The organism is Massilia agri (genome assembly GCF_024753255.1).
Lineage (GTDB): Bacteria > Pseudomonadota > Gammaproteobacteria > Burkholderiales > Burkholderiaceae_D > Telluria > Telluria agri.
Genome location: NZ_JANUHA010000010.1, coordinates 166,941 through 185,666, shown reverse-complemented (window position 1 = coordinate 185,666; position 18,726 = coordinate 166,941). Strand labels below are relative to the sequence as shown.

The following is an 18,726-nucleotide window of genomic DNA, read 5'->3' as shown; positions in this document are numbered from 1 at the left end:
CGGCATCAGCCGCGAGCACGTCTGCATCCTCGTGGCGCGCGATCGGACAGGCGGAACAATTGACTGCGTGACCGGACGTGGCAAGGTGACCGCAGCCCAGCTGCGCCGGCACCTGCTGCCGGTGCTCGACCGGGACGTGCTGCTGGTCACGGACGCCCACCCTGCCTACAGAACATTTGCCCTGGAAGCCGGAATATCGCACGAGGCTGTGAACGTCAGTAGCGGCGAAAGAGTGCGCGGCGCCGTACATGTCCAGAACGTGAACGCCTATCATCGCCGTTTCCGCCAGTGGCTGGCACGGTTCAATGGCGTCGCATCAAAATACCTGCCGAACTATCTTGGCTGGCAATGGGCGCTCGACGGTCGGCGCATCAAGACGGCCGAACGGCTGCTTTCTGCGGCGCTGGGCGTGTTCAGCAGGGCGAGCCCACACTGAACGGTGACAGCGCCGTTTTTTTGGCGCAAGCACCCGTAAACAACAACAGCCGCCCACAGGCGGCTGTTCCCCATCGCTCGAGAAGCGATATCAGTGCCGGCGGCGCGCAGCGTCGTCCAGCTTTTCTTCCACGTTTTCCTGCGCATCGCCCATCGTCTTCTGGGCCTTGCCTTCGACTTTGGTCGCCTTGCCTTTGGCTTCTTGCGTCGGGCTGTCGATTGCATCACCGAATTCTTCTTGGATCTTGCCGCCGATTTCTTTCAGTTTGCCTTCAACTTGATTTTTGTTAATCATGGTCTTCTCCTTGAGTTGACATGTCCGGATGTCCATGCATGGGTACAGATTACGCCGGCGGCCCCGCCTCTTCTGTTCGTGTTCGCACATTGCACAAATGTCAGCATTTGAGCGACGTCAAGACGATTCGAGTGCTAGTCTTTTGTCAACGCAACGATGCTCCCCGCGAGGTTAGCAATGAACGAACAAGAACATCGAGACCACCCGAGCGACCCACCACCCACGCAACGTCGCGTCGCCAAGCGCGTCACGATGATCAGTGGGATCGCTATCCTTTTTGTTGCCATTGCAGCGGCGATCGTGCTGGCAGCGGACGCATTGCTGCTGGTCTTCGCCTGCATCCTGATGGCCATCCTGCTCTACAAGCTGAGCGAAATCATGGCGCGCCGCATGCACATGAACCGCAAGGTTGCGCTGACCATCGTCGTCATCGCGCTGACGGCCATCATCGGCATCGGCGGCTGGGCGATGGCGCCGCAGATTTCCGAGCAATCGACCAAGCTGGCGGAAGAAATCCCGGCCGCCGTCAAGCGCCTGCAGGCGGAAGTCCAGCAGCACCCCCTGCTCAAGCGCGTGGTGGACGAACTTCCGCCGCCGGAACAAATCGTCAAGCAAATGGGCAATATGGTGCCGAACGCCGGGCTGTTCTTCGGCGGCGTGATCGGCGCGCTCGGCAATGTCGTCATCATTCTGTTCGTCGGCATCTATTTCGCCACGTCGCCCCAGCTCTACACGCAGGGCGCGATCCGCCTGGTGCCGCCGGCAAAACGCCCGCGCGCGCAGGAGGTGCAGCAGGAACTGGGCAACACATTGGCCAGCTGGCTGCTCGGCAAGGCGGCATCGATGCTGATCGTCGGCGTGGCCACCACGGCCGGCCTGATGATGCTGGACGTGCCGCTGGCCCTCATCCTGGGCATCATCGCCGGCCTGCTCGATTTCATCCCCTATCTGGGACCGATCATGGCCGGCATCCCGGCGGTGCTGCTGGCGCTGTCGATCAGCCCGGATCTGGCGCTGTATACCGCCCTGCTCTTCCTCGGTGTCCAGCTGGTGGAAGGCTATGTGCTGCAGCCGATGATCGAAGCCAGGGCGGTGGACCTGCCGCCAGCCCTGGTAATCGTCATGCAGCTGGTCTTCGGCACCCTGTTCGGCTTCGCCGGCGTAGCATTGGCGACGCCCCTGGCGGCGGCGCTGGCGGTGCTGGTGAAGATGCTCTATATCGAAGACGTGCTTGGCGACAGGCCGGCGCAAACGAAGGACTAGGGCTCCCGTAGGGTAGGCCTGGGCGGCCCCGTGGTCCTGCCCACCCTACAACGGCAAAAGCCGCGCAATGCGCGGCTTTTTGTTGGGTGAGTGAAACTTAATTGTTGCCTTTGAAGATGTCCTTCACGTCGCCGGCCTTCTCCTGCACCTTGCCTTCGACCTGCTTGGACACGCCTTCGCGCTGGGTCTGGCGGTTGCCGACGGCTTCGCCGACTTTCTCCTGGATCTTGCCGCCGATGTCCTTGGCCTTGCCTTTGACTTGGTCCTCGTTCATGGTGTACCTCATCGCTGTGTGGATCGAAGCCTCACCTTAGGCCGCATCGATGGTCAACTCTGTGCGCCAATTAACACTCGGGCTTGCGCCAGACGCTGGCCAGCCAGGGCTGCTGCTCGCGCGGCAGGCCGGCCGGGCGGTAGTAATGGTGCAGCGGCAGGAAGCCGGCGGCCCGCAGATAGCGCTCCCACGTTTCGTAATCGTAATAGCTGCCGTAGCGCGGTCCGTTCCAGCCTTCCTGGTTGTCGCCGCGCGGGTTCGAGCTGAACAGGACGCCGCCGGGTTTCAGGGTTGCATGCAGTTTCTCCAGCACGCCGGGCAGCTCGGCGCTGGGCACGTGGAACAGGGAAGCGTTCGCATAGACGCCGTCGAAACGGGCCGGCGGCAGGTCGAGATGCAGGAAGTCCTGCCGCCACACCTCGCAGCCGCTGTAGGCGCGCGCCATTCCGGCGAAGCGCTCGCTGCCGTCCAGGCCGATGGCGGTGTGGCCGAGCTGGCTGAAGGTCTTGAGGTCGCGCCCGGGGCCGCAGCCGAGGTCGAGGATGGTCCAGGGGGCCGGGGCCTCGATGGCATTCAACAGCGCCTCGATGTTCTGGCGCACGTCGTGGTCGATGGTGCCGGCGAAGAAGGCGTCGGCGGTGAGGTTGTAGTGCGCCAGGGTGCGGCGCGAGATGTCGTCAGCGTCCATGCCGCATTATCGACGAAATCCGGCAAGCCGGGTCCGCACTGCGGCCCCGGCTTCTGCACCCTGCCCTGTCCTTACCAGACGCGCACGCGCTGTTCCGGTGCCAGGTAGAGCTGCTGGCCCGGCTTCACGTCGAAGGCCTTGTACCAGGCGTCCAGGTTGCGCACGGTATAGGTGCGCCACTGGCCCGGGGCGTGACCGTCGGTCAGCACGGCGCGGCGCAGCGAGGCTTCGCGCGCCTTGGTGCGCCAGGCGTGAGCGTAGCCGGTGAAGAAGGCGCGGTCGGCTTCGATGGTCTTGCCGCTCGGCGTGGCCTTGAGCGCGTCGTAGGCCGCGGCCAGGCCGGCCAGGTCGGACAGGTTCTCGCTCAGGGTCAGCTGGCCGTTGATCGCCAGGTCGTCGAAGGGTTTGTACGCGTTGTACTGCTCGACCAGCTTCTGCGAGGCCTTCTTGAAGTGGGCCAGGTCTTCCTTCGTCCACCAGTCGCGCAGGCGCCCCTGGGCGTCGAACTGGGCGCCCATGTCGTCGAAGCTGTGGCTGATCTCGTGGCCGATCACCGAGCCGATCGCGCCGTAGTTCTGGGCATCCGAGGCCTTCGGGTCATAGAACGGGGCCTGCAGGATCGCGGCCGGGAAGTTCAGCGCGTTCTGCAGCGGCAGGTTGACGGCATTGACCAGCTGCGGCGGCATGGCCCAGTCGGTCTTCCTGGGCTTCTGCTTGAGCTTGGCGAGCTGCTGGGTGGTGTGGAATTCCTGGGCGCGCATCACATTGCCCAGCGCATCGTTCGGCGAGACCTGCAGGGCGCCATAAGACTTCCATTCGTCCGGATAGCCGACGCCCACGTACATAGTGCGCACTTTTTCCTTGGCCTGGGCGCGGGTCGAGGGCGCCATCCAGTCCAGCTTGTCGATGCGGCGCTCGAAGGCGGTCTTGATGTCGGCGACCATCTTCAGGATGCGCTGCTTGTCCTGGGCCGGGAAGTATTTGGCGACGTACATCTTGCCGACCGCCTCTTCCATCGCGCCATTGGTGGCGGCCAAGGCACGCTTCCAGCGCACCGACTGCTGCGGGCTGCCGGTCAGGGTCTTGCCGAAGAAGTCGAAGCGCAGGTCGTTGTAGGCCTTGGGCAGGGTGCTGGCGAACTGGTTCAGGCTGTGGAAGGCCAGGTAGTCCTTCCAGGTTGCGAGGTCGGTCGCGGCGACCTGCCGGGCGGCGCCGGCGATGGCGCCGGGGTGGTAGGCGATGAAGCGGTCCTGCTTGGCGAGGCGTGCGCCCTGCATGAAGGCGTTCCAGTCCATGCCCGGGGCCTTGGCAGGGAAGTCCTTCATGGTCCAGGGATTATTGGCCTTCTGGATGTCGGCCGACTCTTCACGGCTCGCGTGGCTCTGGGCCAGTTCGGATTCGAGCGCGAAGATCTTCGCGGCACGGGCTTCCGGGTCGCTATAGCCGGCCTGCTTCAGCACGGCGGCGATATAGGCCTGGTACTTGGTGCGCAGTTCGGCCATCTTCGGGCTGTTGTCCAGGTAGTAGGCGCGGTCCGGCATGCCGATGCCGCCCTGCAGGATGTAGGGCACGTTACGCGACGGGTCGGTCAGACCCTGGTTGATCCACACACCAAACAGGTTCGGCGTATTGAAATTGGTGGCGTTCAGCGGGTCGACATCGGCGCGCAGGAATTCGCCCAGCACGCGCGAGAGGCCGGCGCGGTCCTTGATTGCCTCGATCTTCGCCAAACGGGGTTTCAGCGGGGCGAGGCCGGCCGATTCGATCGCCGCCTCGTTCATGTAGGCCTTGTAGAAGTCGGCCACCTTGCGCGCTTCGGCACTGGCGGACTTGTCGCTGCCGGCTTCCTCGATCAGCTTGACGATGCGGGCATTGGTTTCCTCGGCCAGCGCACCCATTGCGCCCCAGGAGCCGCGGTCGGCCGGGATCTCGGTCCTGGCCATCCACTCGCCATTGGCGTAGGCATAGAAATCGTCGCCCGGCAGCACGATGGCCCCGAGCAGCATGGCGGGTTCCTTGCTGGTGCTTGCAGCCTGGCCGGCTGCGTGGGCGGGAGCAAAGGCGAAGGCGGCGCCGCACAGCGCCAGGGCGACGGCGGTCTTGATCGGAGTCCAGCTGGTGTTCATAGCTTCCTTTTCTCTTGGTAAAAGTGACTTCGTTTATTGTTTTTGCAGCGCTGCCCGCACCTGCGGCAGCAGGCGGGCCTTCTGGGCGGCACGGATGCGCACGCCATTGCCGGCGCGCTCGGCTTCGACAACACCGTCCGCACCGAAGTTCTTGCGCATGTAGTTTTCGACCAGCTCGGCGTGGACCGGGTTGGCCGAGCTCGAGACGATGCTGGCGAACAGGGCGTGGCGGCCGAGCGCTTCCATACTGTTCAGCAGCGCGTCGCGGTTGGCGACGGCGAAGTTCCAGGTCTGGTCGAGGTGCTCGGCGGAGACGCCGCCGATGATGTAGGGGATCAGGTCCGGCGGCGTCTGCGGCGACAGCAGCATCTGCAGGGTACGTGCGGCCAGCTGGGGATCCAGGGCGCTGGTCAGCGCCTTCCCGAAGCGGTTGCGTTCTTCGCTATTGGGCGCATTCGCGGCGCGGGCGGCCAGCGCCTCGTAGGTGGCGGCGTCGGCGTAGCGGCCGGCCGTCAGGGTGACGAAGTCGATCATCGAGGGCGGCACCGAGGACGGGTCCGCCAAGAAACGCGCGAAGCGTGCCTTGCCTTGCGCAATGGCCTCCGGGTCGCCGGCGCGCGCCAGCGAGGTGGCCAGCATGCCGCGCAGCTGGGCATCATCAAGACTCTCGCCCGGCTTCTCGTCCCAGCCGAGCGCGGCGAGCCTGGGACGCGCCAGGTCGATGAAGAAGCGGCGCACCAGGGCCTGCTCCGGTTCACCGCTGAGCAAGGAGCTCACGGTGCGCAGGTGGGACAGCAGCGCCTCCCACACGGCCGGGCGCGGTTCATTGGCGTACTTGCGCACCAGGTCGAGGTAGGCGTCGAGCGGCATGCGGCCGGCCAGCGCCAGGCTCCAGCTGTCGGCCAGCAGGCGCAGGCGGGTGCTGTCCAGCAGGCGCGGCGCCTGCTCGGCCAGGGCGTGGAAGCTGGCCGGGTCGTAATGCACGCGGAAATAGCCGACGCTATAGGGATCGACCACCAGGGCGCCTTCGCAGCTGGCCTGGGTAATCGTGGTAGAGGGGCCGGACAGCAGGGTGGTCCAGGCCTTGCCGTTGACGGTGCCGACCTGCAGCGGCACGTTCCACAGGCGTTTTTCGCTTGCCGGCTCATCCAGGCGGTACTGCTCCTGCGAGAGCGTGATTTTGCGCTTGCCTTCCTCGCAGGCCTGCTCGACCTTGATCAGGGGGAAGCCCGGCTGCGTGGTCCAGTCGGAAGCCAGTTTCCCGACCGGCTTGCCGGAGGCCTTTTCCAGCGCCGCCCACAGGTCGGCTGAGGTGGTATTCGAATATTGGTGCCTGGCCATGTAGGCGCGGATACCCTTGCGGAAGTTGTCCTCGCCCAGATAAGCCTCGAGCATGCGCAGGAAGGCCTGGCCCTTCGAATAGGTGATCGCGTCGAAAGCGGCGGCCGCCTGCTCTTCGGTGTCGATGCGGGTCTGGATCGGGTGCGTGGTCTTGCGCGCGTCCAGGTTCATCACGTATTCGCGCGCGGCGATCTCGTCCAGGTAGGGGCGCCATTCCGGATGGAAGTGCTGGGTCGCCTTGGCCGCCATCCAGGAGGCGAAGCCTTCGTTGAGCCAGAGATTGTCCCACCAGGCCATGGTGACCAGGTTGCCGAACCACTGGTGGGCCAACTCGTGGGCATTGATGTTGAAGGTGAACTTCTTGACCCGGTCCGGGCTCTTCTTCGGGTCGTAGAGCAGGGTCGGCTCGTTGTAGACGACGGCGCCCCAGTTTTCCATGGCGCCGTTGAAGCCGCCGGGGATGGCGATCTGGTCCAGCTTGGGCAGCGGATACGGGATGCCGAAGTAATGGTTGAAGTAGCGCAGCAGGTCGCGCGAGGCTTGCAGCGGGAAGGCGGTCGAGGCGCCCTTCCCTTCGGTGGTGACGACGCCGATCTCGACCCCGTCCTGCTTCGCCGCGACCCTTTCCATCTCGCCCGCGACCAGCACCACGAGATAGCTCGGCATCTTCGGCGTATTGCCGAAGGTGACGCGCTGCATGCCCTTGGACAGCGGCTCCTGTTTCTCGATCGGGGTGGTCGAATAAGTCTTGAAGTTGCTCGGGACGTCGACCGTCAGCTTGAAGCGGGCGCGGAAGGATGGTTCGTCCCAGGTCGGCAGCATGCGCCGCGCATCGGTCGGCGCCATGGTGGTGGCGATCAGCTTTTTCTCCGCCCCGTCCGCCTTGTAGTTCACATAGAAGAGGCCGCGGCCTTCGCGGTTGATCTGTCCCTTGAACGTCAGGTCCAGCGCATATTTGCCCGGCGCCAGCGGCCTGGCCAGCTCGAAGCGCAGGGTTTGCTGCCCCCTGTCGAGGATGGGCTTGAGGGCGAGCTTGCCGATCTCCTTGCCGCTCAGGCTGGCGGCGTCGATCTCCAGGTTGTCGGCGTTCAGCATGATGAGCGAGGTGGTCTTCAGGACCTCGATCTCGACGGTCTGGGTGCCGCGGAAGCTGTTGCCGGCCACGTCAGGCATGATGTGGGCGGAGTACTGCAGAGGAATCACGTCTTTCGGCAATTTGCCCGGGGTCGTCGCAAATGCATACGGCGCCTCGGCCTGGGCGCCGGCAGTGGTCAGCGCAAACGCGACCGCGGCCGCGGCGCGTGCGACTGGCATGTCTCTCATAAGTCTCTCTCTCGCAAAGCTTTTCTTGGTTTTTTGATCATGGCGTGGCGCTCCATGGCGCAACTACCCAGCACGCACTCTACGTAGGCCCCCGGGCGCCTGCGCCCGGATTGCGACAGACTGCAAAAAACGCGGCCGAACTGCCGAATCCGGGGAATGGCGGGTGCATTCTGGACCAAAGCGGGTCAGTTGACCATGCAAGACCAACAACATCAGTGTCCGCGCGAAAAAAATTTCAAATTTTTTTCAATGAAACCCTAAAGTTCCGAAAAGCGCGTCCGTAAAAGGGTAGACAACCGGCAATCCGGCCGGTGAACTTGCCAAGGCAGCAACATGACCTCGAACGACGTCCTCTCGATGTACGAAAACCTCGCCGGCCTCAGCGGCCAGATGAAGGTTGCTGCCCAGGCGGGCGACTGGAACGGTTTCGACAAGCTGAACGTGCAGGCCAGTGTGGCGGCAGGTGCGGCGATCGGCGGCGTGCCGGCCCTGGAAGGCGCCAAGCGCCAGCGCAAGATCGACCTGATCAAGCAGCTGATGGCCAATGACCGTGCGATCCGCGACGTGACCGAGCCGTGGATGGGCCAGGTGGAACGCGCGATGTGCGCGCATTGATCCGGTAAGGGATCAATAGATAAAGGGCGCCATCGGCGCCCTTTTGCTTTGGTAGGGTGGTCGGCTCTGCCGACCGCGCGTTCAACTCCGGCATGCACGGCCACTGAGCGAGCCGGAGCTGAACGCGTGGGCAGAACCTGCCCACCCTACGATTCGAGATTGCTCAGCTTCCCCAGGCAGCGGCGCTGGAAACCATTCAAGGCCTCGTTCACCAGCGCATCGTCCTCGCCCACCAGCCCGGCATCGATCAGGATCCGCAGCTTCGCGATCCGGTCACCCTGCCCCAGCGCCTGCGCCAGCGGCGAACCGTCCGGCTCGCCCGCCTGGCTGATCGCCTCCGCCACATTGTTCGGGAAATCCCAATGGGTCGCGATGACGCCGGAGAGGAGCCGGCTGCGCGCCAGCAGCTCGACGCCGAAGGCCGTCGAGGCCGGCACCTTGCCGTTCGGGCAGACCCGGTCCGCCAGGCGGAAGGCGACGATCAGGCCGACGTCCTGCATCAGGCCGGCGAGGCAGGATTCGAAGATGTCGGCGGTCAGGCCCGGCGCCATCAGGCTGGCCGCGACCGCGCATTTCTCGGAATGGTTCCAGACCAGGGGCGCCGCGCGGCGCGCGAAACCGCTCTCGTGCATGCGGATCACGGGCCGGAAGGCGACCCGCGCCAGCAGCATGCGCAGGCCGTTCTGGCCCAGCAGCATGATGGCGGCATCCAGCGTCTTGATCGGAGTCATCGGGCGGTAATAGGCGCTGTTCGCCTCGCGCAGCACCTCGGCCACCAGCACCACGTCTTCCGCCACCTGGGAGGCCAGTTCGCCGGTCGTGACGTTCTCGTCGCGCAGGCTGCGCAGCAGCTTGGGGATCAAGTCCGGAATCCGCGGCACCAGCTCGGCCGCGAAGGCCGGGTTCTGGGTGAGCTGGCTGATCTGGTCGAGGATCTGGCGCTCGGTCTCCGGCGGCGCCTCGAAGATGGCCGGTCCGGCGAGCCACTCGTAATACAGCGCGTCGATACCGGCGCCGTCGCCTGCCGCATCGGCAGACGGCTCATCCGGCGCTGCGGCAGCGCCTTGTGGCGCGTCAGCCTGGCTGTCCGCGCCGCTCAACAAACGATTGATCCAATTTTTCATAGTACGCCCGGGTAATGCCGCTGGGCGATTGTAGCCTGTCCGCGCGCCGGCCGCGAGACCCGGGATGCATATGGCATCGCTTGGGGTTCGCAGAGAAAAAACAAAAGCGCCCGCAGGCGCTTTGGGAGATGCGTCCGAGCGGCGGGCTCGGCCACGGAATGGGGGGAGAGAGCGACCTCCAGGTATCTCCTGGCGTCGCCTCCTGCCGGTTGCTGCCGGCGTTCGCTGCCTCAGCTGGCTGGCGAACTGCTTCCGGACACGAGCGTTTCTTCAACGTTACCTGGTTCCGCGCCACGCTATCGGTGGTGGCTGCGCCAGGCCTTCGCGCCGTCTGTGATCTCGCGACCACGAACCCAGTATAGCGCCAAAAATCAAACTTGTGTAGACGAGTCGTGCGCGTCCTCTTCCAGGGTCGGCTCGGCCGTTTTCGCGGGCGCCGGCTTGCGCTTGACCCGGGCCTGCATCCGCGCCAGCAGGCCGACCTTCGGCTCGGCCCGGCGCGCCGGGCGGGCAGCGCCCTTCCGGCGCCGCAGCACCAGCAGCGCGGCCAGCAGGGCCAGCACGGCCGCGACACCGCCACCGATCAGGGCCCAGGGCGTCTCGGGCTCGGGCGGCGGCTCGGCCTTCTTTTTCTTCGGCTTGTAGGGTTTAACGGGTGGCAAGACCGCCGAGGCCGGCGCGCCCATCGCCACCTGCAGCACCTTCACCTTGTCTTCGAGCTGGCCGAGCTGCTCGCGCAGCATGGCATTCTTCGCGCCCAGCACGACGCAGGCATTGGTGTCCGGGACCGGCTGCGGTGCGCAGGCGGCCGGCGCCGCTGCGGCCACCTGCTTCTCTTCCACCGGCGCCGGCTTGGGCGCTGCCTGCCTCGGCACGGGCTTCGGCGCCGGGGGCCTGGACCGCGCGGCCACGGGCGCCGGCGCCTTCGCGGGCTGGACGAGCGGGGCCGCGATGACCGGGGCCGGCACGGGCGCCGGGGCCGGTGCTGGAGGCGGCGGCGCCGGATTCGGGTCCGGCGACAGCCACAGGGTCGCCAGGCGCACGGTGCGCTGGCTACCATCGACGAGTTCGAGATAGAGGTGCAGGTGCGGCGTGTCGACCGGCTTGAGCGAGGTCACATGCAGGAACTGGCGACCATCGCGCCGCATCACCGACATGGTCAAGGTGGACAGCACCGGCGGCATGGCGATGTTGGCGCCCCGGTAGACCTCCGGATGGGCCAGGCGCACGGCCACCGCCTTGGCCGGATCGTCCAGCATCACGAGCTCGACGTCGGCCACCAGCGGCTGGCCGATGAAGGAGCTCACCCGCGGTTCGCCGAGCTCGGCCGCCTGGGTGGCGCCGGCGAGCAGCGCGCTGATCAATAACAGAGGGAGGCGGCAAGCCATGGATAAACGCGGAAAAGGTGGCCCAAGCGTCATTAACGGACAATGCGCTAAACTCTTTAGCATCCCAGCCCCTCTATTGCACAGGACACCATGGAAAACAGGATTGAAAAGGACAGTTTCGGCCCGATCGAGGTTCCCGCGGAGCACCTCTGGGGAGCACAGACCCAGCGTTCACTCCACCATTTCCACATCTCCACCGAGCGCATGGCGCCCGAGCTGGTGGCGGCCCTGGCCCAGGTCAAGCGCGCCGCCGCGGCCGTCAACCGTTCGCTGGGCAAGCTGCCCGCCGACAAGGCCGAGGCCATCATCCGCGCCGCCGACGAAGTCCTGGAGGGCAAGCACCCGGCCGAATTCCCGCTGGCCGTGTGGCAGACCGGCTCGGGCACCCAGAGCAATATGAACATGAACGAGGTGCTGGCCAACCGCGGCTCGGAACTGATGGGAGGCGAGCGCGGCGAGAAGCGCCTGCTGCACCCGAACGACCACGTCAATATGGGGCAGTCGTCCAACGACATCTTCCCCACGGCCATGCACGTGGCTGCCGCCGCCGCAGTCAGCCAGAACGTGCTGCCCGCCCTCGCCCAGCTGCGCGGCACGCTGCTGCGCAAGTCGCGCGAGTTCGACGACATCGTCAAGATCGGCCGCACCCACCTGCAGGACGCCACCCCGCTCACCCTGGGCCAGGAATTCTCGGGCTACGTGGCCCAGCTGGAATTCGCGGAAAGCGCGATCCGGTCCACCCTCCCCGGGCTGCTGGCCCTGGCCGCCGGCGGCACGGCGGTCGGCACCGGCCTGAACGCCCACCCGGAATTCGCCCCGCGCATCGCCGCCGAGCTGGGCTCGCGCACGGGCCTGGCCTTCAAGAGCGCCCCGAACAAGTTCATGGCCCTGGCCGGGCACGACGCCATGGTGGCCGCCCACGGCGCCTTCAAGACCCTGGCGACGGCGCTCATGAAGATCGCCAACGACGTGCGCTGGATGGCCTCGGGCCCGCGCTCCGGCCTGGGCGAGATCACGATTCCCGAGAACGAACCGGGCAGCTCGATCATGCCGGGCAAGGTCAATCCGACCCAGTGCGAGGCGCTCACCATGCTGTGCTGCCAGGTCTTCGGCAACGACGTCGCGATCACGGTCGGCGGCTCCCAGGGCAATTTCGAGCTGAACGTGTTCAAGCCCATGATCGCCCACAACTTCCTGCAGAGCGCACGCCTGCTGGCAGACGGCATGCGCTCTTTCGATACCCACTGCGCCCAGGGCATCGAGCCGAACCACGCGCGCATTGCCGAGCTGATGGAAAAATCGCTGATGCTGGTGACCGCGCTGGCCCCGCATATCGGGTATGATCGCGCCGCCCAGATCGCCAAGACGGCGTCCAAGGAAGGCCTGACCCTGCGCCAGGCCGCACTGCAGTCGGGCTTCCTGAACGAGGAACAGTTCGACCAGTGGATCGTCCCGATCGACATGACCCGGCCGGACCAGGTCGACTGACCCTGGCGCCCATTACCCACCCCGAGGATAGAATGCAAAAAATAGATTTCGACTTGACATCAGAATTCGTCGAGGTCAACCAGCTGCTGAAGCTGGTCGGCCTGGTCGACAGCGGCGGCGCCGGCAAGAACATGGTCGCCAGCGGCGTGGTGTCGGTCGACGGGAAACAGGAGCTGCGCAAGACCGCCAAGATCCGTACCGGCCAGGTCGTCACCGTCGGAGACGTGCAGATCCGCGTGCAGTAAGCAGCCGAAAAAGGCCGCGAAAACGGCGGGCTTATGTTTGCGCCCTAACAAACAGAGCGGGGCTTCCTTGTTTATATTTTAAGTCGTGATGATTCAGCAAACATTCGGCTAAAGGTGAAGCAATGGAAACCCCCGCACCCCGCGCTCAGACGCAGGAACAACTCATCGGCGACCTGCGTCTCGTCATCGAGAACGCGGAAGAACTCCTCAAGAATACCGACCACTACACCAGCGTGCTCTACCAGAACGCCCGCGCCAAGCTGGCGCTCGCCCTGGAAGCGGCCAACGAAGAACTCGCGCGCTTCGAAGACGCCCAGCTGGAACGCATGATGGCCGCCACCCGCGCCGCCAACGAGCGTTTCTGCGACCGTACCGGCGAGCAGCGCATCCTGCGCGCCTTCCACTGACTCACACCACGTCCACGGTCCGTTTCGAGAACTGGTCGACCGCGGCCAGGAAGAGCTGGGGATCCTTCGGCGGAAAGTAGACGAAGCGCTTGCCGAACTGGATGCGGAAGTGTCCCAGCGAAGTACACGAAGGCGACATTTCCCGTGGCAAGACCAGCGGCCATAGCCAGCCGTGCAGGATCAGCTCGCTGCGCGACGCCTCCACCACATCGGTGATGTCCGACCACGGCAAGAAGCGGGGATGCCCGAACACGCGCACGAAACGTATTCCTTCCAGGCTCAGCTCTACCTTGGTCACGCTGTAGAGCGCGAACGCCAGGTAGAGAAGCAGCACCGTCGCCACGGTCAGGGTCGTGCTGGCGCTCAAGGCATGGACCAGCGCACCCGGCAGGCCGAACAGGATCAGGATCTGACAAGTACCGATCGCCAGTGAAATGGCGGCGTCACCGGCGTCGCGCGGGGCGACACGGGGATCGAAACTGCACTGCGCGTCTTGGGACATTGGCGGCCTTTCGAAAAATATTGCTCAGCAACCATCATACGAGCTTTACTTCTCGACAACAAGCCAAGCTCACACCTCGATCCCGGCGACGAGACCGGCGTCGAACCAGCGCCTCAGCATCGTGGCGATATCGGGCGCCGCCTCCCCCTCCTTCACAGCCGCCAGCATGGCGTCGACCGCGTCGCCGAAGCTGGCCTGCGCCGCCAGACGTTCGAGGCCGGCCGCCTCGGCCTCCTCCAGTACGCAGACCTGCACTTCCCAGCCGCGCCGCAGGACCAGGGCGATGCAGGATGCATCCACCCGCGCCGGCAGCGGCGGGCCACCCGGCTGATGCGCCTGCCACAGGGGCACAGTCGCCCAGGCGCTGCGCAGGACGGCCGCCGAGGGCTGCAGGGTGAAGCGCGCCCCGTCGAGCGCGGCAGGCGCGAGGCCGGCCAGGGCGGCGATGCCGGCCGGCGCCAGGTCCGGCGCCAGACAGGCCCGATGCACCGCCCATTCCAGGCGCGCGACATCGGGCAGGTAGGCGATGCCGGCAGCGGGCGGGAAATCCTCCAGGAAGGCGGGCAGCTGGGCGCCGAAGCCGGCCAGGTCCGGATCCTGCGAGGGAAACTTCTTGCCGTAGGCCCGGGCCAGGCCCTCGAAGAATTCCTCCCCCACCAGTTGCCGGACGACCGGGTAGGCGTCAAACAGCGCGCGCGTCCAGCCGGCGTGCAGGTTGCCCCGGTAGAGCGCCATGCGGGCCGTGCCCTCCCCGGCGAGCAGGGGCGCGAGGGCGGCATCCTGCGCCCGGTCAAACAGTGCCTCCCCGAATCGCTGCTGGACGGCAGCCAGGGGCGCAGCCGGCGCGCCGGCCGCTGCCGGCACAGGCTGCGTCCGGACGTCGGGAAGAAGCGGATAGGCCCCGGCAATGGCGTCGGCCCGCGCCGCCTCGGCCAGCAGGATCTCGAGCGGCGGCACGTCGGCATCCCACTCGACCAGCGTCGGCACCCGCCCGAAGCGCGCCAGGGCTGCGCGGTACAGCTCCCACACGGGCTCCGCCACCGCCGCGCCGTGGTGGTCGACCAGGGCCAGCGGCGTCGCCAGGTGGCCGGCCAGGTGGATCTCCCCCACGCTGCCCACGGGCAGCACGGCGATTGCGGCCAGCGCATCTTCGCCGTGGTTGTGCTGGTTGACGTAGAGATTGTTCACGTCCAGCAGGACGCCGCAGCCCGTGCGGCGCGCCAGTTCGGCCAGGAATTCGGCCTCGCTCATGGTGTCGTCCCGGAAGCGCACATAGGTCGACACGTTTTCGACCAGCAGGCGCCGCCCCAGCGCATCCTGCACCCGCCCTACCCGCTCGCACAGCAGGTCCAGCATGGAACCAAGCAGGGTGAGGGGCAGCAGGTCGTTGAGCTGGCGGTCCGCCAGCGCGCCCCAACTCAGGTGTTCGGAAACGAGGAAGGGATCGACCGCGTCGACGAGCAGCCGCAGGCGCGCCAGGTGGCGCTCGGAAAAGCCGTGTACCGAACCCAGTCCGAGCCCGACGCCGTGCAGGCTGAGGGGATAGTCGTGGCGCAGGCTGGTGAGGACATGCCAGTCCCAGCCGGCGCGGGCAAGATAGTTTTCGCTATGGACTTCGAGGAAGCCGACCTTCGGACGCGCCTCCAGGAAGGTGCGGTAGTGCGGCGTGCGCAGCCCCACGCCGGCGGCCTGGGGCGCGGCGTGCATGGCGGGCAAGGCGCGCGTTGCGCGCATGGCTTATTTTTTCGGTTCGGCCGGAGGCGGCTCGGCGGGCTTGGCCGTCTTGCCCGGTTCGAGCGAGCCGCCGATCTTGGTGCAGGTGCCCTTGGCAACGAATTTCCACTCGTTCGGGTCCTTGTCGACGGCGGCGACGCCGGCGCAGCCGTGGGTCGCGGTGCCGCAGTCGTTCTGGCCGGCCTTGGCGACACCGTAGCAGGCTTCCTGGTCGGCCTTCGGCACGCCCATCTGGTCCTGTGCGGTGGCCTGGGCGGCGCAGACGCCGGCAAGGGCGGCGGCGATCAGGGCGTGGCGGTGGGTCATGCGGTACTCCATGGCGTCATCGAGGGCGCCAGTATTTATCAGGCGGGGAAAAGATGCAAGACGCGGCGACGCCGGACGTCCGCCCGCGCGGAAGCCCGGTCGTGCCAATACGACAATAACTGCGGATCAGGCCGTCGTATTGATCTTGTTGCCCAGGTGCGGCGGCAGGTTCGCCTGCTGCACCGCCGGCAACGCGTCGAGCAACTGGGTCGCGGTCGACGCCTGGATCTGCTGGGCCTTCTTCAGAACGGCCAGGTTGACTTCCTGGCGCTGGCCGGTTTCGGCGATGCTGGTGGACAGCTTGGCGATGCTGGACACGTCCATGTGACTCTCCCATTAAGGCGTATCCTCCTTTTACGGCGCGGTTTCAGGAAACTTTAGGGTGTTCCCGCAACCAGCTTTGCAGCCAATCCAGTACCCGCTCGGGGTCGTTCAGGTCCAGCCAGGCGACCCCGCGCGCATCCGGCGGACACGGGGCATCCGAGGCCACCGCGACCACGTCCGGATCGTCCGGATACAGCGCCGGCCGTCCCAGGCCCGGACGGAACACCTCCAGCTTCGGCATGCGCTCCCATTTATAGCCCTCGACCAGGGTCAGGTCCGCCGGCGCCAGGCGCGCCAGGTGTTCGGCAAGAGAGGGCTCGGGCGCGCCGCGCAGCTCGCGCAGGATGGCGACCCGGTAGGGCGAGGCCAGCATCACCTCGGCGGCGCCGGCCATGCGCAGGCGGGCGCTGTCCTTGCGCGGCGGCTCGAGCTCGACGTCGTGGTGGCTGTGCTTGACGACGTTCACGCGCAGCCCCTGCCCCGCCAGGCGCGCGATCAGCCCTTCCAGCAGCGAGGTCTTGCCGCTGCCGGACCAGCCGACCACGCCGAGCAGGCCCCCCGGGCTAGTAGGCGACACGGTAGCGATAGCCGCGGTAATTCATGATGGCCGCCTTCGGCAGCAGGCGCTCCAGCACCAGGCCGGGCGCGACCTCTTCTCCTTCGCGGCGCAGCATCTTGTCGACCAGCAGCAGGCGTTCGGCCGGGTTCGGCGAGTAGATATAGCCGCCGAAGGTGACTTTCGGGATGTCACGCTGCACCGCTTCCGGCAAGGCGGCGAGCGGGCCGATGTTCTCTTCCACGGCTGGCGCCGCCGCGACGAGGACGGGACGCGTGGGTTCCGGCGCGGGCGGCGGCGCCTCGGCCACCACCGGTTCGGCGCGGCGCGGCGCTTCGGCCTTCGGCACGGGCCTTGGCGTCGGCTTCGGCTGGACGGGCGCCTCCCTGGGCTTGACCGGCTCGGGCGGAAGCGCCACGGGGACCGGCGGCGCAGGCACAGTCACGGGCGCGGGCGCCGGAGCCGGTGCGGCCGCCACCTCTACCACCGGGACGGGCGCAGGCTGGCGCAGCAGGAAGACGCCGGCCAGCGCCAGGCCGATCGCCCCCGCGCCCAGCCCGATGTACAAGGGCTTGCGGCTGGCGCCGCCAGGAGCCGCCGCATACATGGGCGGCGGCGCGTGGATGGTCGGGGCGTTGCCGAGCTGGCGCTCCGCCTGGGCCTTCTTGAGGGCGTCGAGGATATAGGACATGCTTTATTTTCCGTTCGCGGCCGCCAGCAGGCGCGGCTCCGGCACGCCGGTGAGCTGGTTCAGGCGCATGAAGGTGCGCGGGCCGGCCACGCCGTCCGCCTTCAGGTCCTGGGCGGCCTGGAAGCGGCGCAGCCATTCGCGCGTGTTGGCGTCGAAAGGACGGTCGCTTTTCGGCGCGGGCGCCTTGTTGATCCCGGCCAGGCTGGCGTTCAGCCAGTCGACATCCTGGCCGCGGTCGCCCTCGGACAACTGCTCGCGAAAGCCGCGCGGCATGCGCCAGAAGGTGGTGAACTCGCCGCCGAAGCGGGCAACGAAGCTCGCCAGGTCGATACGCTCGCGCCGTGCGCCGGCGCTGAGCAGCACGCTGTTGCCGTCCATCGCCGTCAGGACCGCGTAACCCGTGCGCGGGCCATCGTGCAGGGTGACGACGGCCGGCCGGTCGAGCAGGCGCAGCTCGTACAGGCCGCCGCGCCCCTGGTGGCAGCGCAGGTTCAGACGCAGCGCCGCTTCGCAAGGGTCGTTTCCAGCCAGGGGCTGGCCCCACAGTGCGGCCAGTTCGCGCAGGGCATTGGCTTCATCGGCCTGGACCGGCGGCACCGCTGTCGATGCGATGTGGGCCACGGGCGTGGCCCCCGGCTTGGGCGCCGTGGCCACCGCCGGCGCCGCCTGGCGCGCCGGCAGCGCCTGCCAGGCCGCCGCGCTCAGCGCGACCGCCGCCAGCACACCGCCGACGGCCACCGGCACGCGCAGCGACCGGCGCGGCGCCGGTTCTCCCGCGAACACTTCCTCGGCCGCCTTCTTCAGGATGGCGCGGGTCACCTGCGGGCTGTTCTCGACATAGGCGCCAAGCAGGGCGCGGTCGCACAGCAAGTTGATGCGGCGCGGCACCCCATGGGTGAGCGTGTGGACCAGGGGCGTCAGCGCGGGCGGAAACGGCTGGCCGCCCGCCCCCGCCACCGCCAGGCGGTGCGCGACATAGGCGCCGGTTTCAGGCTCGGTCAGCGGCCCCAGGTGGTAGCGCGCGATCACGCGCTGGGCCAGCTGCTCGAGCTCGGGCCGGGCCAGCATGGTGCGCAGCTCGGGCTGGCCGATCAGGATGATCTGGAGCAGCTTGCGCTCATTGGTCTCGAGGTTGGTGAGCAGGCGCAATTGCTCCAGCACCTCGGCCGACAGGTTCTGGGCTTCGTCGATGACGAGCACATTGTTCAGGCCCTGGGCGTGCGATTCCAGCAGGTGGCGGTTGATCGCATCCACGTAGGCCTTCAGGCCCGCACCTTCTCCCGCCGGCAGCGGGATGCCGAACTCGTCGCAGACGCTCTGCAGCAGTTCCTCCACGCTCAGGCGCGGGTTGAAGATATAGGCCAGGCGGCAATGCTCGGGGATCTGCTCGATGAAGCAGCGGCACACGGTGGTCTTGCCGGCCCCGATTTCCCCCGTCAGCAGCACGAAGCCGCCGCCGCTGCCGATCCCGTACAGCAGGTGCGCCAGCGCCTCGCGGTGGCGCTCGCTCATGAACAGGTAGCGCGGATCGGGCGCGATCGAGAACGGCGCACCCTTCAGGTGGAAATAGTGGTTATACATGCATCTTTGGCGCAGCTCGC

Annotated in this window: 20 protein-coding genes; 6 read left to right on the top strand and 14 right to left on the bottom strand. The window is 66.8% G+C overall.

What is annotated here, in order from left to right; translation table 11 throughout:
• A partial coding sequence (locus NX780_RS15685; protein WP_258828804.1) for an IS1595 family transposase occupies positions 1 to 436 on the top strand: 436 nt, incomplete at its 5' end.
• A gap of 90 nt (positions 437 to 526) precedes the next feature.
• Here the strand turns inward: NX780_RS15685 and NX780_RS15680 are convergent.
• Positions 527 to 730, bottom strand: a complete 204-nt coding sequence (locus NX780_RS15680) for a CsbD family protein (RefSeq protein WP_307732874.1) — start codon at positions 728 to 730, stop codon at positions 527 to 529.
• 177 nt (positions 731 to 907) lie between these two features.
• On the opposite strand from NX780_RS15680, the gene NX780_RS15675 reads away from it, so the two are divergent.
• Complete coding sequence (locus tag NX780_RS15675; protein WP_258828803.1) at positions 908 to 1,993, top strand: AI-2E family transporter; 1,086 nt, start codon at positions 908 to 910, stop codon at positions 1,991 to 1,993.
• 97 nt (positions 1,994 to 2,090) lie between these two features.
• Here NX780_RS15675 and NX780_RS15670 read toward each other — a convergent pair whose 3' ends face one another.
• From NX780_RS15670 to NX780_RS15655, 4 genes are all read right to left on the bottom strand, one after another.
• The gene (locus tag NX780_RS15670; protein ID WP_258828802.1) at positions 2,091 to 2,267 is read right to left on the bottom strand and encodes a CsbD family protein; all 177 of its coding nucleotides are present in this window, start codon (positions 2,265 to 2,267) and stop codon (positions 2,091 to 2,093) included.
• 70 nt (positions 2,268 to 2,337) lie between these two features.
• Positions 2,338 to 2,955 carry a class I SAM-dependent methyltransferase gene (locus NX780_RS15665; RefSeq protein WP_258828801.1) on the bottom strand — a complete coding sequence of 206 codons (618 nt, stop codon included), beginning with the start codon at positions 2,953 to 2,955 and terminating at the stop codon, positions 2,338 to 2,340.
• Positions 2,956 to 3,026: 71 nt separating this feature from the next.
• Positions 3,027 to 5,081 carry a M13 family metallopeptidase gene (locus tag NX780_RS15660; protein WP_258828800.1) on the bottom strand — a complete coding sequence of 685 codons (2,055 nt, stop codon included), beginning with the start codon at positions 5,079 to 5,081 and terminating at the stop codon, positions 3,027 to 3,029.
• Between the two features lie 33 nt (positions 5,082 to 5,114).
• Positions 5,115 to 7,736, bottom strand: coding sequence for a M1 family metallopeptidase (locus NX780_RS15655; protein WP_258828799.1), 2,622 nt, complete (start codon positions 7,734 to 7,736; stop codon positions 5,115 to 5,117).
• 342 nt (positions 7,737 to 8,078) lie between these two features.
• On the opposite strand from NX780_RS15655, the gene NX780_RS15650 reads away from it, so the two are divergent.
• Positions 8,079 to 8,360 (top strand): flagellar protein FliT, encoded by a 282-nt coding sequence (locus NX780_RS15650; protein WP_258828798.1) that lies wholly within the window; start codon positions 8,079 to 8,081, stop codon positions 8,358 to 8,360.
• Between the two features lie 146 nt (positions 8,361 to 8,506).
• Here the strand turns inward: NX780_RS15650 and NX780_RS15645 are convergent, their stop codons facing one another.
• Both NX780_RS15645 and NX780_RS15640 read right to left on the bottom strand, forming a co-directional pair.
• Positions 8,507 to 9,484 (bottom strand): HDOD domain-containing protein, encoded by a 978-nt coding sequence (locus NX780_RS15645; protein WP_258828797.1) that lies wholly within the window; start codon positions 9,482 to 9,484, stop codon positions 8,507 to 8,509.
• A gap of 371 nt (positions 9,485 to 9,855) precedes the next feature.
• Positions 9,856 to 10,872, bottom strand: a complete 1,017-nt coding sequence (locus NX780_RS15640) for a FimV/HubP-related protein (RefSeq protein ID WP_258828796.1) — start codon at positions 10,870 to 10,872, stop codon at positions 9,856 to 9,858.
• 90 nt (positions 10,873 to 10,962) lie between these two features.
• Between NX780_RS15640 and fumC the strand changes: the two genes are divergently transcribed.
• From fumC to NX780_RS15625, 3 genes are all read left to right on the top strand, one after another.
• The gene (fumC, locus tag NX780_RS15635) at positions 10,963 to 12,360 is read left to right on the top strand and encodes a class II fumarate hydratase (protein WP_258828795.1); all 1,398 of its coding nucleotides are present in this window, start codon (positions 10,963 to 10,965) and stop codon (positions 12,358 to 12,360) included.
• Positions 12,361 to 12,392: 32 nt separating this feature from the next.
• The gene (locus NX780_RS15630; RefSeq protein WP_258828794.1) at positions 12,393 to 12,605 is read left to right on the top strand and encodes an RNA-binding S4 domain-containing protein; all 213 of its coding nucleotides are present in this window, start codon (positions 12,393 to 12,395) and stop codon (positions 12,603 to 12,605) included.
• Positions 12,606 to 12,727: 122 nt separating this feature from the next.
• Complete coding sequence (locus tag NX780_RS15625) at positions 12,728 to 13,012, top strand: DUF883 family protein (protein ID WP_258828793.1); 285 nt, start codon at positions 12,728 to 12,730, stop codon at positions 13,010 to 13,012.
• A 1-nt stretch (position 13,013) separates the two neighbouring features.
• Here the strand turns inward: NX780_RS15625 and NX780_RS15620 are convergent, their stop codons facing one another.
• The 7 genes from NX780_RS15620 to NX780_RS15590 form a co-directional block, all read right to left on the bottom strand.
• Positions 13,014 to 13,514, bottom strand: a complete 501-nt coding sequence (locus NX780_RS15620) for a hypothetical protein (RefSeq protein ID WP_258828792.1) — start codon at positions 13,512 to 13,514, stop codon at positions 13,014 to 13,016.
• 69 nt (positions 13,515 to 13,583) lie between these two features.
• Positions 13,584 to 15,248: an MNIO family bufferin maturase gene (bufB, locus tag NX780_RS15615; protein WP_258828791.1), complete on the bottom strand. Its 1,665-nt coding sequence runs from the start codon at positions 15,246 to 15,248 to the stop codon at positions 13,584 to 13,586.
• A 3-nt stretch (positions 15,249 to 15,251) separates the two neighbouring features.
• Positions 15,252 to 15,554: a BufA1 family periplasmic bufferin-type metallophore gene (locus tag NX780_RS15610; protein WP_258828790.1), complete on the bottom strand. Its 303-nt coding sequence runs from the start codon at positions 15,552 to 15,554 to the stop codon at positions 15,252 to 15,254.
• 126 nt (positions 15,555 to 15,680) lie between these two features.
• The gene (locus NX780_RS15605; protein WP_258828789.1) at positions 15,681 to 15,878 is read right to left on the bottom strand and encodes a YjfB family protein; all 198 of its coding nucleotides are present in this window, start codon (positions 15,876 to 15,878) and stop codon (positions 15,681 to 15,683) included.
• Positions 15,879 to 15,921: 43 nt separating this feature from the next.
• Positions 15,922 to 16,455 carry a molybdopterin-guanine dinucleotide biosynthesis protein B gene (gene mobB, locus NX780_RS15600; protein WP_258828788.1) on the bottom strand — a complete coding sequence of 178 codons (534 nt, stop codon included), beginning with the start codon at positions 16,453 to 16,455 and terminating at the stop codon, positions 15,922 to 15,924.
• Positions 16,442 to 17,125: a general secretion pathway protein GspB gene (locus tag NX780_RS15595; RefSeq protein ID WP_258828787.1), complete on the bottom strand. Its 684-nt coding sequence runs from the start codon at positions 17,123 to 17,125 to the stop codon at positions 16,442 to 16,444. The genes mobB and NX780_RS15595 overlap by 14 nt, the downstream gene beginning before the upstream one ends.
• 3 nt (positions 17,126 to 17,128) lie before the next feature.
• Entirely contained in the window at positions 17,129 to 18,706 is a 1,578-nt protein-coding gene (locus tag NX780_RS15590) for an ExeA family protein (RefSeq protein WP_258828786.1), read from the bottom strand.
• Between the last annotated feature and the right edge of the window lie 20 nt (positions 18,707 to 18,726).

Bases quoted from the DNA above. Each gene is read 5' to 3' on its own strand.
- NX780_RS15680 (WP_307732874.1), bottom strand. From the start codon at position 730: ATGATTAACAAAAATCAAGTTGAAGGCAAACTGAAAGAAATCGGCGGC.
- NX780_RS15675 (WP_258828803.1), top strand. From the start codon at position 908: ATGAACGAACAAGAACATCGAGACCACCCGAGCGACCCACCACCCACG.
- NX780_RS15670 (WP_258828802.1), bottom strand. From the start codon at position 2,267: ATGAACGAGGACCAAGTCAAAGGCAAGGCCAAGGACATCGGCGGCAAG.
- NX780_RS15665 (WP_258828801.1), bottom strand. From the start codon at position 2,955: ATGGACGCTGACGACATCTCGCGCCGCACCCTGGCGCACTACAACCTC.
- NX780_RS15660 (WP_258828800.1), bottom strand. From the start codon at position 5,081: ATGAACACCAGCTGGACTCCGATCAAGACCGCCGTCGCCCTGGCGCTG.
- NX780_RS15655 (WP_258828799.1), bottom strand. From the start codon at position 7,736: ATGCCAGTCGCACGCGCCGCGGCCGCGGTCGCGTTTGCGCTGACCACT.
- NX780_RS15650 (WP_258828798.1), top strand. From the start codon at position 8,079: ATGACCTCGAACGACGTCCTCTCGATGTACGAAAACCTCGCCGGCCTC.
- NX780_RS15645 (WP_258828797.1), bottom strand. From the start codon at position 9,484: ATGAAAAATTGGATCAATCGTTTGTTGAGCGGCGCGGACAGCCAGGCT.
- NX780_RS15640 (WP_258828796.1), bottom strand. From the start codon at position 10,872: ATGGCTTGCCGCCTCCCTCTGTTATTGATCAGCGCGCTGCTCGCCGGC.
- fumC (WP_258828795.1), top strand. From the start codon at position 10,963: ATGGAAAACAGGATTGAAAAGGACAGTTTCGGCCCGATCGAGGTTCCC.
- NX780_RS15630 (WP_258828794.1), top strand. From the start codon at position 12,393: ATGCAAAAAATAGATTTCGACTTGACATCAGAATTCGTCGAGGTCAAC.
- NX780_RS15625 (WP_258828793.1), top strand. From the start codon at position 12,728: ATGGAAACCCCCGCACCCCGCGCTCAGACGCAGGAACAACTCATCGGC.
- NX780_RS15620 (WP_258828792.1), bottom strand. From the start codon at position 13,514: ATGTCCCAAGACGCGCAGTGCAGTTTCGATCCCCGTGTCGCCCCGCGC.
- bufB (WP_258828791.1), bottom strand. From the start codon at position 15,248: ATGCGCGCAACGCGCGCCTTGCCCGCCATGCACGCCGCGCCCCAGGCC.
- NX780_RS15610 (WP_258828790.1), bottom strand. From the start codon at position 15,554: ATGACCCACCGCCACGCCCTGATCGCCGCCGCCCTTGCCGGCGTCTGC.
- NX780_RS15605 (WP_258828789.1), bottom strand. From the start codon at position 15,878: ATGGACGTGTCCAGCATCGCCAAGCTGTCCACCAGCATCGCCGAAACC.
- NX780_RS15595 (WP_258828787.1), bottom strand. From the start codon at position 17,125: ATGTCCTATATCCTCGACGCCCTCAAGAAGGCCCAGGCGGAGCGCCAG.
- NX780_RS15590 (WP_258828786.1), bottom strand. From the start codon at position 18,706: ATGTATAACCACTATTTCCACCTGAAGGGTGCGCCGTTCTCGATCGCG.